12 protein-coding genes are annotated in these 12,424 nt (G+C 40.8%); 11 read left to right on the top strand and 1 reads right to left on the bottom strand.

Features of this window, described 5'->3' with window-relative positions; all coding sequences use genetic code 11:
• Positions 1–13: 13 nt before the first annotated feature.
• The 8 genes from ampG (at position 14) to ACHB7C_RS12360 (ending at position 9,771) form a co-directional block, all read left to right on the top strand.
• Positions 14–1,516, top strand: a complete 1,503-nt coding sequence (ampG, locus tag ACHB7C_RS12395) for a muropeptide MFS transporter AmpG (protein ID WP_042846915.1) — start codon at positions 14–16, stop codon at positions 1,514–1,516.
• Positions 1,517–1,788: 272 nt separating this feature from the next.
• Positions 1,789–2,559 (top strand): outer membrane protein OmpK, encoded by a 771-nt coding sequence (locus ACHB7C_RS12390; protein WP_198861143.1) that lies wholly within the window; start codon positions 1,789–1,791, stop codon positions 2,557–2,559.
• A 428-nt stretch (positions 2,560–2,987) separates the two neighbouring features.
• Complete coding sequence (gene cyoA / locus ACHB7C_RS12385; RefSeq protein WP_042846918.1) at positions 2,988–3,959, top strand: cytochrome o ubiquinol oxidase subunit II; 972 nt, start codon at positions 2,988–2,990, stop codon at positions 3,957–3,959.
• Positions 3,960–3,963: 4 nt separating this feature from the next.
• Positions 3,964–5,955 (top strand): cytochrome o ubiquinol oxidase subunit I, encoded by a 1,992-nt coding sequence (cyoB, locus tag ACHB7C_RS12380; protein ID WP_042846919.1) that lies wholly within the window; start codon positions 3,964–3,966, stop codon positions 5,953–5,955.
• The gene (locus ACHB7C_RS12375; RefSeq protein ID WP_042846920.1) at positions 5,945–6,559 is read left to right on the top strand and encodes a cytochrome o ubiquinol oxidase subunit III; all 615 of its coding nucleotides are present in this window, start codon (positions 5,945–5,947) and stop codon (positions 6,557–6,559) included. The genes cyoB and ACHB7C_RS12375 overlap by 11 nt, the downstream gene beginning before the upstream one ends.
• Positions 6,560–6,892: a cytochrome o ubiquinol oxidase subunit IV gene (locus tag ACHB7C_RS12370; RefSeq protein WP_042846921.1), complete on the top strand. Its 333-nt coding sequence runs from the start codon at positions 6,560–6,562 to the stop codon at positions 6,890–6,892.
• A gap of 12 nt (positions 6,893–6,904) precedes the next feature.
• Positions 6,905–7,792 (top strand): heme o synthase, encoded by an 888-nt coding sequence (gene cyoE, locus ACHB7C_RS12365; protein WP_042846922.1) that lies wholly within the window; start codon positions 6,905–6,907, stop codon positions 7,790–7,792.
• A 614-nt stretch (positions 7,793–8,406) separates the two neighbouring features.
• Entirely contained in the window at positions 8,407–9,771 is a 1,365-nt protein-coding gene (locus tag ACHB7C_RS12360) for an MFS transporter (RefSeq protein ID WP_042846923.1), read from the top strand.
• A 61-nt stretch (positions 9,772–9,832) separates the two neighbouring features.
• Here the strand turns inward: ACHB7C_RS12360 and ACHB7C_RS12355 are convergent, their stop codons facing one another.
• Positions 9,833–10,324 carry a YajQ family cyclic di-GMP-binding protein gene (locus tag ACHB7C_RS12355; RefSeq protein WP_042846924.1) on the bottom strand — a complete coding sequence of 164 codons (492 nt, stop codon included), beginning with the start codon at positions 10,322–10,324 and terminating at the stop codon, positions 9,833–9,835.
• Positions 10,325–10,513: 189 nt separating this feature from the next.
• Here ACHB7C_RS12355 and panE point away from each other — a divergent pair, with 189 nt between their 5' ends.
• From panE to ACHB7C_RS12340, 3 genes are all read left to right on the top strand, one after another.
• Positions 10,514–11,425, top strand: coding sequence for a 2-dehydropantoate 2-reductase (panE, locus tag ACHB7C_RS12350; protein ID WP_395347476.1), 912 nt, complete (start codon positions 10,514–10,516; stop codon positions 11,423–11,425).
• Positions 11,388–11,981, top strand: a complete 594-nt coding sequence (yajL, locus tag ACHB7C_RS12345; protein WP_042846926.1) for a protein deglycase YajL — start codon at positions 11,388–11,390, stop codon at positions 11,979–11,981. Before panE ends, yajL begins: the two co-directional genes overlap by 38 nt.
• Positions 11,982–12,249: 268 nt before the next feature.
• Positions 12,250–12,393, top strand: coding sequence for a Hok/Gef family protein (locus tag ACHB7C_RS12340; protein ID WP_004914564.1), 144 nt, complete (start codon positions 12,250–12,252; stop codon positions 12,391–12,393).
• Positions 12,394–12,424 lie beyond the last annotated feature (31 nt).

Raw genomic sequence — 12,424 nt, 5'->3', positions numbered from 1 at the left:
CCTAGAGGGGATTATGCCTCGTTTTACACTACCCAATAATATTACTTTAATTCTTTTAGGCTTTGTCTCAGGGCTGCCTTTAGCACTTACTGCGGGTACTTTACAGGCTTGGTTAACTGTTGAAAATGTTGATATCAGAACCATTGGTTTCTTTTCATTAGTCGGTCAAGCTTATGTATTGAAGTTTCTGTGGTCCCCTATGATGGATCGCTATACCCCGCCATTCCTCGGCCGACGCCGTGGGTGGTTATTAACAACTCAGATTTTGTTAATTATCAGTATTGCCGCGATGGGTTTCATGAACCCTTCTGAACACTTATGGTATCTTGCTGCGTTAGCTGTCACTGTTGCATTTTGCTCTGCCTCCCAAGATATTGTTTTTGACGCATATAAAACCGATTTACTCAGTGCAGAAGAACGTGGAATTGGCGCTGCGACCTCTGTGATGGGCTATCGGATCAGCATGCTCGTTTCTGGTGGGCTTGCACTTTGGTTAGCCGATAAGTTTTTAACCTGGAAACAACTCTACCTACTGATGGCAGGGTTAATGGTTATTGGTGTTATCGCAACACTGCTAGCCAAAGAACCTGAAGAAGATACTGCTCCTCCCACATCCCTAAAAAAAGCCATCTACGAACCCTTAGCTGAATTCTTTAGCCGCAACAATGCTTGGCTGATTTTATTACTGTTAGTGTTTTATAAACTCGGCGATGCCTTTGTAATGGCGTTGAATACTAACTTTTTATTGAATGCATTAGGCTTTAGCTTAAGTGAGGTTGGCACTGTCAATAAAACGGTTGGGATGGCAGCAACCATTATTGGGGCGCTTTTAGGTGGGTACCTAATGAAAAACATGAGCTTATTTAAGGCTCTGTTTCTTTTTGGGTTACTGCAAGGCGGGTCAAATATAGGGTATTGGTTTTTAGCAATCACACCTCCACACATTCTCACCATGGGTTCAATTATTTTTCTTGAAAATATTTTCTCTGGTATGGGAACAGCTGCATTTGTTGCCCTGTTAATGACATTGTGTAATAAATCATTGTCAGCAACGCAATTTGCACTGCTTTCAGCACTTTCTGCTGTAGGGCGTGTATATATTGGGCCAATTGCTAGTATTTTTGTCAGTAATTATGGCTGGCCGCTTTTCTACCTAATTTCAATTGGTGTGGCTGTTCCTGGGGTTTTACTATTATTAGCTTGCCGAACCTCTTTGGTTTACACACAGACTACAGGCTTATTTCAGCGCCGTGAGTTATATGCCAAAGGTTATCGCTTTGCCGTATATGCTCTAATTACTGCGGTCAGTTTTCTATCTATTTGGCTGCTTTCGCTACTTGTGTTCTCATTTAGTGGCATGAAACTGTATTTATTTACAACACAAATTGAGTTTTGGTTGGCTCTCCCTAGTTATCAAAATCTAATATTTAATACAGGTATTAGTATTGGCGCTATCAGTTTAATTATAGGTGGTAGCTTAGATTTTCTAGCTGTCCGTAAAACGTCTCAATCCTAGTCCTTCATTAAATCCCCCTCATCCATTAAATCAATTCCCTAAATAGAACTTATTAGTTTAGGGAATCTGATCTGTTGATTAAATTAGACCCAAATAGCAAATTTAACTAAATCCAACTCAATATCGTGATTACGATCACCATAACACTGAAATATATTTCTTAATTGCAATTTTAAAGACTAATATATCACAAGTTAAAGGCGGACTGTCTAATGCGTTAACAGATAGCGTACAACCCAACCTTATTAATCATTAAACGAAAATAATCTATTATGAAAAAAATCATTTGCATAGCAACCTTAGCATCTATAGCCGGAACGGCATATTCTGACGATTTTATTGGCTATCAAAATGGCTTTGCTGATATCAATGTAAACTATTTAGATTGGTCACATCGTACTGAAACAAAAACAAAAACGACTACGCGTAAAAAAGACTTTGCTTATATTGAATTAGAGGGAGGAGCTAATTTTAATTGGGGTGAATTATATGGTTTTTTTGATCTAGAAAACCCGTTCCACTCTCAGCACACCGATTCCGGACGTAATCGCCGCTATACCATTAAAACAACTGGTCGTTACTATTTAGGTGATACGGGTTTTAATTTGTATGGTCATGTTTATGGAACTTGGTCATTGCCGGGAGCTAAATATGGTGGCAACTTCCATGACGTCAATACGCTATATGGTATCGGTTATAACACCGCATTTGGTGACTTGTGGTTTAAACCGTTTATCGCATTGAATTATACAGACCAAACATTCTATTCCGGAAATAATGGCTATGTCGCAGGTTGGGTTGCCGGTTATAATTTCAACGTGTTAGAAGAAAACTTTATGATCACCAACTGGCACGAAATGGAATTTGCAAGAAATAAACGCTATAACGGTGGCAAACGCGATGGCATAAATGGGGCGGTCGCTTTTTGGTGGAATGCAACCAAGCACTTATCTGCGGGTGTGCAATATCGCTATGCTGACAATAAGTTAGGGGATACTTTTTACCAAGATGCAATCATTTATACATTAAAGTATACATTCTAACGCGCTCCAGAAAATTGCATTAGCATTTAATTATTTTTCTTTTTTTATCAGTAAAGTAATAATTTTTCTTTACTGTTTTGCTGATAAAACCATAAAAATGGTTTTATCAGCAATAAAAACCGTAACTTCCCTTAGCATTTTACTTATCATTCATATCAGTTCGCTTGTTTTTATGCTTCTTTTGTATATATTTTTCTTTGAATAATTACTAAGATAATTTAGTATTAGCGGGCTTTTATCAATATATACTTATAATACGTATCAATTTTAACTTTTTCTTTATAAGTTCTTTACATGTGATCATATTAACATAAAGAGCTAACAATTCCGTTTCTTTGCCTTACAATCATTTACACTCGCATAACCTTACCGTAAAATGCCCGCACTGATGAAACGACAATTAGAATCTTTGTCATTTGGGGTCGTGGATGAGACTTATGAACTACAAAAAAAGTATCGGAGCAATCTCACTCGTTGTAGCTGCCTTATTATTAGGTGGGTGCGATATGGTGTTGATGGATCCAAAAGGCGCCGTTGGCGTTAAACAAAAAGAGCTAATTCTTATTGCAATTGGCTTAATGCTTCTTGTTGTTATTCCTGTTATTTTCATGACGATCATCTTCGCTATGAAATATCGTGAATCCAACAAGTCAGCTACGTACCGTCCAAACTGGGCTCACTCAAATAAAATAGAGTTAGTCTGCTGGACTGTTCCTATCATCATTATCATTATTCTAGGTACTATTACTTGGAAAACAACACATGAGCTGGACCCATATCAGCCATTAGTTAGTGATCAGGAACCTGTCACAATCGAAGTTATTTCGGCTGACTGGAAATGGATATTTATTTATCCAGAGCAAGGTATTGCTACAGTTAACGAAATTGCATTCCCTACGGGTGTGCCAGTCAACTTCAAAATCACGTCAGATTCGGTGATGAACTCTTTCTTCATTCCATCATTAGGTGGCCAAATCTACGCGATGGCGGGTATGCAAACTAAGCTTCACTTAATCGCTAATGAACCAGGTACTTATAAAGGCTTCTCTGCAAGCTATAGTGGCCATGGCTTCTCTGATATGAAGTTTAATGCTATTGCAACTCCTGACCGCCAAGGTTTTGATGAGTGGGTACAAAAGGTAAAAGCTTCTCCTAAAACAATGGATACCATGCAGGCGTTCGACGAAGTCGCTAAGCCAAGCATGAACGTTCCTGTTACCTACTTCTCAAGCGTGAAACCTAAACTTTATGAAGATATCGTTCTGAAGTTTGGTCATGAGCACCATAAAGGTCACGCTCCTGTAGAAAATGAAGGTCATTCAATGACTGATCATAAAGAAACTACAGGCAATTCAATGCAAATGAGCCACAGTGCTCATGCAGCAGGCGCTGAGGAATAAGGGCATGTTCGGAAAATTAACACTAGATGCAGTTCCGCTCCATGAGCCAATTATCGTTGTCACACTGATTGGTATTGTCCTTGGTGGACTCGCACTGGTCGGTGCGATTACATACTTTGGTAAGTGGAAATGGTTGTGGAAAGAATGGTTGACTTCTGTTGACCATAAAAAAATTGGTGTCATGTACATCATTGTCGCTATGGTCATGTTGTTCCGTGGCTTTGCGGATGCGATTATGATGCGTGGTCAGCAAGTACTTGCTTCTGCTGGCCAAGAGGGCTTCTTAAACCCTCATCACTATGACCAAATCTTTACCGCACACGGCGTTATCATGATTTTCTTCATGGCAACTCCATTTGTTGTCGGTCTGATGAACCTCGTTGTACCTCTGCAAATTGGTGCACGCGACGTTGCCTTCCCATTCCTTAACTCATTGAGCTTCTGGTTCTTTGTAGTCGGTGTTGTTCTTATCAACATCTCTTTAGGGGTAGGTGAATTCGCACAAACAGGTTGGTTAGCTTATCCGCCACTATCTGGCTTGGAGTACAATCCGGGGGTCGGGGTCGATTATTGGCTCTGGAGTCTCCAGATATCCGGTATTGGTACACTATTAACAGGGGTTAACTTCATCGCAACTATTATCCGTATGCGTACGCCGGGTATGTCGATGATGAAAATGCCTGTATTCAGCTGGGCTGCGTTATGTACTAACGTATTGATTGTTGCTGCATTCCCTATCTTAACTGTGACGCTGACTCTTCTGACGTTAGACCGTTATTTAGGTACCCATTTCTTCACCAACGATATGGGCGGCAACATGATGATGTACATCAACCTGATTTGGGCATGGGGTCACCCTGAGGTGTATATCCTTGTTCTGCCTGTGTTCGGTGTATTCTCTGAAGTTGCAGCAACTTTCTCGAAAAAACGTTTATTCGGTTATACCTCATTAGTTTGGGCAACAATCGTTATCACCGTTATGTCCTTTATCGTTTGGTTGCACCACTTCTTTACGATGGGTTCAGGCGCGAACGTTAACGCCTTCTTCGGTATCGCCACGATGATTATCGCAATCCCAACAGGGGTTAAGATCTTCAACTGGCTGTTTACTATGTACCAAGGCCGTATCGAATATAAATCTCCAATGCTGTGGACTATCGGTTTCATCATCACCTTCTCTGTAGGTGGTATGACCGGCGTTCTGTTAGCCGTACCTGGTGCAAACTTCGTTCTGCACAACAGCTTATTCCTGATTGCCCACTTCCATAACGTTATCATTGGTGGTGTAGTATTCGGGTGCTTCGCAGGTATGACTTACTGGTTCCCGAAAGCTTACGGCTTCACGCTGAATGAGAAATGGGGTGTTCGTGCCTTCTGGTTCTGGATCATCGGTTTCTTCTTAGCCTTTATGCCGTTATACATTCTGGGCTTTATGGGTATGACCCGTCGCTTAAGCCAGAATATTGACCCGACTTATCATACAATGTTAGTCGTTGCCGCAGGCGGTGCTGCTTTAATCGCACTCGGTATTGCATGTCAAGTTATCCAAATCATTGTGAGTATCCGTGACCGCCATGAAAACCGTGATCTAACTGGTGACCCATGGGGTGGACGTACTCTTGAGTGGGCAACCTCTTCTCCACCACCATTCTATAACTTCGCGATTGAGCCACATGTTCAAACTCGTGATGCTTGGTGGGATCTAAAAGAAAAAGGTCTTGCTCATAAGAAACCAACTTCATATGAAGAAATTCATATGCCGAAAAATACAGGCGCAGGCGTTATTATCGCCGCATTTAGCTTGATTTTAGGTTTCGCAATGATTTGGCACATCTGGTGGATGGCAATCATTGGTTTCGGTGGAATGATCGTAACTTGGATTGCAAAAAGCTTCGACGAAGATGTTGATTACTACGTACCTGTGGCTGAAATCGAAGAAATCGAGAATAAGCACTTTGAAGAATTACGTAAGGCAGGTGTGAACGATGTCAACTAATACAATGACTAACCAAAATATCGCCCATGCTGAGCATGGGCACCACGATGCAGGTGGAACGAAAGTATTCGGTTTCTGGCTCTATATCATGAGCGACTTGATTCTGTTTGCTTGTTTGTTTGCTACCTATGTTGTTTTGGCCGATGGAACTGCTGGCGGTCCAGCTGGTAAAGATATCTTCAGTCTGAAGTTCGTATTAGGCGAAACTTTCTTACTCTTGGTAAGTAGTATCACTTATGGCTTCGCAATGATTGCGATGCATAAAGGTAAGATTGCTGCCGTTAACTTATGGCTGTTTGCAACGTTTTTGTTAGGTCTTGGCTTCGTTATCATGGAAGTTTATGAATTCCATGAGCTGATTGCTGAAGGTTTTGGTCCTGACCGTAGCGGTTTCTTATCTGGCTTCTTTGCACTAGTTGCAACGCATGGTTTACACGTAACTGCGGGTCTCATTTGGATTATTATCATGATGATCCAAGTTACTCGTCGTGGACTGACTGATGTAAACAAAACACGTTTGAATTGTCTAAGCCTGTTCTGGCACTTCTTAGACGTGGTTTGGATTTGTGTATTTACCGTTGTTTATCTTCTGGGGGCTATTTAAATGAGTCATGCAAAAGATGCTCACACTGGAGCAAGCCACGGTAGCGTTAAAACATACCTGATTGGCTTTATTCTATCAGTTATCCTGACCGTCATTCCGTTCTGGATGGTGATGGAAGGCACGGCGTCAACATCAACAATCCTCTGGACTGTTGTTGGCATGGCAGTTGTGCAAATACTGGTTCACTTAGTATGTTTCTTACATATGAATACCTCATCAGATGAGCGTTGGAACCTGGTTGCATTTCTGTTCACCATGCTAATTGTCGGCATTGTTGTTGTCGGCTCGCTGTGGATTATGTACAACCTGAACATCAATATGATGCTCGACTAAAGAGTTGCCGATATGTTTAAGCAATACCTGCAAGTGACCAAACCAGGAATTATATTCGGAAACTTGATTTCTGTGATCGGCGGTTTTTTATTAGCCTCTAAAGGCTCGATAGATTACCCGCTGTTCGTTGCGACTTTGCTGGGTGTATCACTGGTCGTGGCTTCTGGTTGTGTTTTTAACAACTACATCGACCGTGATATCGACCGTATCATGGAAAGAACAAAGAATCGCCCGTTAGTTAAAGGGCTGATTGACCCGAAAGTTAGCCTGATTTACGCAACTGTATTAGGTATTGCGGGTATGCTGCTACTACTTGTAGCAGCCAATGCTTTGGCAATGCTACTTGCAGTTATCGGTTTCATTGTTTATGTAGGCGTTTATAGCCTCTATATGAAACGTAAATCAGTTTATGGCACGTTGATTGGTAGTCTATCTGGTGCAGCACCACCAGTTATCGGCTACTGCGCTGTCACAAATGAATTTGATACAGGTGCATTGATCCTGCTATTAATTTTCAGCTTGTGGCAGATGCCTCACTCTTATGCCATTGCTATTTTCCGCTTCAAGGATTATAAAGCCGCAAACATTCCTGTGTTACCGGTTATCAAGGGGATATCTGTCGCTAAGACACATATTTTCCTATATATCCTAGCATTCATGGTCGCAACACTAATGTTAGCTATCAGTGGATATGCGGGCTATAAGTATTTAATCGTAGGTGCAGCAGTTAGCCTGTGGTGGCTCGGTATGGCTATTTCCGGTTTTAAAACCGAAAATGACGACCGTGTTTGGGCTAGAAAATTATTCATCTTCTCAATCGTAGCTATAACCTCATTGAGCGTGATGATGTCTGTTGATCCTATTGTTTCAAGCGATACTGTTATAGCTCTCGTCAGATAACTTTTCTAGTTACTGATGATAACTATGCCTAAACGGCGGGGTTTCCCCCGCCGTTTTCATTTACCATTCCTTGCGTTAATGACCCATTTTTACTTATTCTGCCTACCCTTATGACGCAATTTTATGGTTAAATAGCCCCTTGCTATTATAAGCTAGATATAAAACGCACTATTAAAAGCTATAATCCATTGATTTTATACATTAAAAATATCAGTTCTACTTATAAAGATTCAAAATAGATTGAATTATAGAAAAGCGACAAACGAAGATATCCTTGAGAACGTACATCAATATGTGACCTAGGTAGCTAAGAGATGCCAGCACCGCTACAACTCGAAATATGAAGAATATTATTGCAAGGCGGCAAACGAGGATATCTTAGGGAGCATACATCAGTATGTGACCTAAGAAGCCGAGAAAAGCCAACACCGCTACAGCTAACATACTGATAGTTTGGTTTAAATTATTTTGCTACAACATCACTTTTTTATTCAAAATAGTTCGTGTTGTAGCAAGGCGGCAAACGAGGATATCTTAGGGAGCATACATCAGTATGTGACCTAAGGAGCCGAGAGAAGCCAACACCGCTACAGCACGAAATATGAAGAATAAAAATGAATGATAATAAAATGACATCCACAGAGCTTAGATCCACTTGGGGGTTAGGTTCTGTTTTTTCCTTGCGCATGCTTGGAATGTTTATGGTTTTACCCATTTTGACCAGCTATGGGATGCATTTACAGGGCGCTAGCGAATTTTTAGTTGGTGTTGCTATCGGTATTTACGGCCTTAGCCAAGCCATTTTCCAAGTTCCTTTTGGCTTAATGTCAGACAAAATAGGCCGTAAGCCACTCATTATTATTGGGTTAGTGATCTTTATTCTCGGTAGCATTATTGCTGCATTAAGTGATTCTATTTGGGGAATTATCATCGGTCGGGCCCTTCAGGGAGCTGGGGCGATTTCTGCGGCTGTAATGGCATTACTTTCTGACTTAACCCGCGAACAAAATCGAACCAAGGCTATGGCATTTCTAGGCATTAGCTTTGGCTTAACATTTGCCATCGCATTAGTTTTGGGCCCTATTATTACCCATATGATTGGGTTAAATGGCCTATTCTGGGGGATCGCACTTCTCGCTGTCGGCGCTATCGCACTCACTATTTTTGTTGTTCCAGACACCAATACCCATGTTTTAAACCGTGAGTCAGCCTTTGTTCAAGGTAACTTAAAAACCGTTCTTGCTCAGCCACAATTACTGAAATTGAATATAGGTATTTTATGTTTACATACCTTGTTAATGTCGAGTTTTGTTGCCTTGCCACTCATTATGACAAAAGCTGGTTTTTTAGCCCCCGATCATTGGAAAGCCTACCTAGTTACCATGCTAATTGCCTTTGTAACAGTACTGCCTTTCATTATTTATGCTGAAAAATACCGCAAGATGAAGCAAGTCTTTCTATTTTGCATCGTACTGCTCGCTGCTGCTGAAGTGACATTATGGCTTTCAGGTAATCACTTATGGGTTATTTTCTTAGGTATTCAACTGTTTTTTATTGCCTTTAATATTATGGAAGCCATTTTACCATCACTGATTAGTAAGGAAGCTCCCGCTGGTTACAAAGGAACCGCAATGGGTGTTTACTCCACTAGCCAATTTTTAGGTGTCGCTATCGGTGGTATTGTCGGTGGGTGGTTATACAATTTTGAAGGGGCAAGCACTGTCTTTATTGGTGGCTTAATTTTAACGGTTATCTGGTTTGTTATTAGCTTAACAATGCAACAACCGCCTTATGTCAGCAGTATTCGCATCGAATTACCAAAACACATTGAAGATAGTCGCGCTCTTGAGCAAAAATTACAGGCACAAAATGGAGTCATGGAAGCGCTCGTTGTAGATGAAGAGTTAAGTGCTTACGTTAAAGTTGATAGAAAGATTATTAACAGGGAACAACTCGAAGCGATTATCAACTCACAATAAGCAATAAATAGTTAGCCCATAATAAATGGGCTAACTATTTAACATGTAAGTTTCACAATGATTAATCGCGAAAATTATTAAACTGGAAAGGTTGACCTAAATTACCACCACGCACGAGCGCCATAACCGATTGTAAGTCATCGCGAGCTTTACCTGTCACACGAACTTGGTCGCCTTGAATTTGCGCTTGTACTTTTAGCTTGCTGTCTTTGATCAATTTTATTATCTTCTTAGCAATAGCAGCGTCTATCCCTTGTTTGAATGTCACTTCAACACTATAGGTTTTCCCGCTATGTACAATATCATCTGGTACATTTAATACCGCACCATCAATACCGCGTTTTGCCATTTTTTCTCTTAAAATATCGACTAACTGAAGTACTTGGAAATCAGACTCACTGGTGATTTTCACTGACTCATTTTTGTCATTTAGTTCAAAGCTGGCTTCAACATTTTTGAAATCCCAACGGCTTGTTAGCTCACGCTGTGCATTTTCCACTGCGTTGCGCACTTCATTCATTTCAACTTCAGATACAATATCAAACGATGGCATAACTAAAACCTCGACTAATTATTTTTTAGGTTGCCCGCATAATACCGTCTTTGCTCCCCCTACTTCAAGTTATCAAGGACCACTAGATTTCGTTTACTACAACTCAACGTATTAACAGTATATACTAAGAAAAAATCACTTCCGCCTTACCTTATAAGACGTTAGAGATCCGATATGAAAGGGGAAACAATGAAAATAACCCTAATTGGTTGTGGTGCAATAGGTAAATTGTGGCTTTCCTCACTAACCTTGCAAGGGCACGAAACACAAGGTTGGTTACGTGTTGCTCAGTCTGATTTATTTGTCGATGTTAATGACCCCAGTGGGCGTACTTTCCGAGAACTTATTCCTTGCAATAATATTAACCATCTGCAAACAAGTGAGCTTGTTATCGTGTGTTTAAAAGCATGGCAAGTTTCCGATGCCCTACTCCCCTTACTCGGTAATATCCCTGAGAATACGCCAATTTTATTGCTCCACAATGGAATGGGAACAATCGAAGAACTCGCCCCTATACGCCACCCAATTTTAGCGGGTGTCACAACACACGCTGCTTGGCAAAAAAATAACCAAGTATTCCATGTCGCTCATGGTATTACGCATATCGGTGCAATTAATTCACAAGCACAAGCTTACTACCCAATTGCAGATATTTTACATGAAGCTTTACCAGACGTCGCTTGGCATAACCATATTCAAACAACCTGTTGGCGCAAACTTATCGCAAACTGCGTGATTAACCCGCTTACGGTTGAATATGACTGTAAAAATGGGCAGCTAATTGATTACCCGAAACAAATTTCACAAATCATAGATGAAATCTGCGCTGTTATGGAAGCAGAAGGGCTACATACCGATAAATTAGAGCTAACCGAGTATATATACAGCATTATTTATAATACTTCGGCTAACTATTCTTCTATGCTGCAAGATGTGCGCAATAACCGCCGTACCGAAATTGATTACATTACGGGTTTTTTAATCAAACAAGCGCGAGCTCATGGGCTTAGTACTCCTGAAAATGACCGCCTTTATCATTTAGTCAAAAATAGAGAACAACAATATGACGATTTCCGTTCTAATTTGCATCGCTCATGGTAGTGAAGAAATAGAAACCGTGACTAGCGCAGATTTATTAGTCAGAGCCGGTATTAATGTTACTTTAGCCAGTGTAACTGAGGATAGCTCCTTACAGGTTACTGCTTCTAGAGGAATGAAAATTGTCGCAGACACACCATTAATTAAAGTCGCAGATGAACCTTTTGACGCAATCGTACTTCCAGGAGGGCTTGCTGGCGCTGAGACTTTCCGTGATAGCCCTCTGGTTGTCGAAAAGGTTCGCCGCATGCATCTTGATGGCAAAATTGTCGCAGCTATTTGTGCAGCGCCAGCCATTGTATTGGAGTACCATCAACTATTCCCACTTGGCAATATGACGGGTTATCCTGCCATGAAAGATAAAATTTCAGCCAATAAATGGGTTGACCGCCGAGTTTATTTTGATGAGCGAGTTAATTTGCTAACGAGCCAAGGTCCCGCAACATCTTTTGATTTCGCCTTAAAATTAATCGAACTCTTAGTTGGTCGTGAAATTGCAGGGAATGTTGCCAGCCAGCTAGTTTTGCCGAATGGGATCAACGATTATTTAGAAGATTAAATGGAAATTTATAACATCGCATAATAGGTTATCAGCTAACATTAACCCACTGAATAATAATGATTATCAAATAAAATCATCAGTAAAAAGACTTCGTTTATAGCCCTTTTTTGTTATTATCATAGTGGGTGCTTGGATCATTTTGGTTCAAGCATTTGCTAAAGCCAAAAAGACGAAAGCCCCGAATTTAGATGTTAATCTTAATCCGAGGCAGTCTCAAACCCTAACAATTTGATTCTGTCTCCTTTTAGAAAAGGAGTCAAGAGGAATGGCCAAAATTGCCCTTCTGGGGCTAGTTACCGTGTGTCTTACGGTATTGTGTTTTTCATTGTTAATGCAAGAAAGGCTATGCTCTTTCAGTATCAGCAGCGGAAGCACGCTGGTTCAAGCGACGTTATCTTGCGATAACTAGTCTTGTGGGGGAATTTCCCCCACATTTCTCT

This window comes from Providencia sp. 2024EL-00732, assembly GCF_044006275.1.
Classification (GTDB): Bacteria; Pseudomonadota; Gammaproteobacteria; order Enterobacterales; family Enterobacteriaceae; genus Providencia; species Providencia huashanensis.
Note: the sequence above shows the minus strand (reverse complement) of the source record. Positions and strands in the feature narration are given on the sequence as shown.

Bases quoted from the DNA above. Each gene is read 5' to 3' on its own strand.
- ampG (WP_042846915.1), top strand. From the start codon at position 14: ATGCCTCGTTTTACACTACCCAATAATATTACTTTAATTCTTTTAGGC.
- ACHB7C_RS12390 (WP_198861143.1), top strand. From the start codon at position 1,789: ATGAAAAAAATCATTTGCATAGCAACCTTAGCATCTATAGCCGGAACG.
- cyoA (WP_042846918.1), top strand. From the start codon at position 2,988: ATGAGACTTATGAACTACAAAAAAAGTATCGGAGCAATCTCACTCGTT.
- cyoB (WP_042846919.1), top strand. From the start codon at position 3,964: ATGTTCGGAAAATTAACACTAGATGCAGTTCCGCTCCATGAGCCAATT.
- ACHB7C_RS12375 (WP_042846920.1), top strand. From the start codon at position 5,945: ATGTCAACTAATACAATGACTAACCAAAATATCGCCCATGCTGAGCAT.
- ACHB7C_RS12370 (WP_042846921.1), top strand. From the start codon at position 6,560: ATGAGTCATGCAAAAGATGCTCACACTGGAGCAAGCCACGGTAGCGTT.
- cyoE (WP_042846922.1), top strand. From the start codon at position 6,905: ATGTTTAAGCAATACCTGCAAGTGACCAAACCAGGAATTATATTCGGA.
- ACHB7C_RS12360 (WP_042846923.1), top strand. From the start codon at position 8,407: ATGAATGATAATAAAATGACATCCACAGAGCTTAGATCCACTTGGGGG.
- ACHB7C_RS12355 (WP_042846924.1), bottom strand. From the start codon at position 10,324: ATGCCATCGTTTGATATTGTATCTGAAGTTGAAATGAATGAAGTGCGC.
- panE (WP_395347476.1), top strand. From the start codon at position 10,514: ATGAAAATAACCCTAATTGGTTGTGGTGCAATAGGTAAATTGTGGCTT.
- yajL (WP_042846926.1), top strand. From the start codon at position 11,388: ATGACGATTTCCGTTCTAATTTGCATCGCTCATGGTAGTGAAGAAATA.
- ACHB7C_RS12340 (WP_004914564.1), top strand. From the start codon at position 12,250: ATGGCCAAAATTGCCCTTCTGGGGCTAGTTACCGTGTGTCTTACGGTA.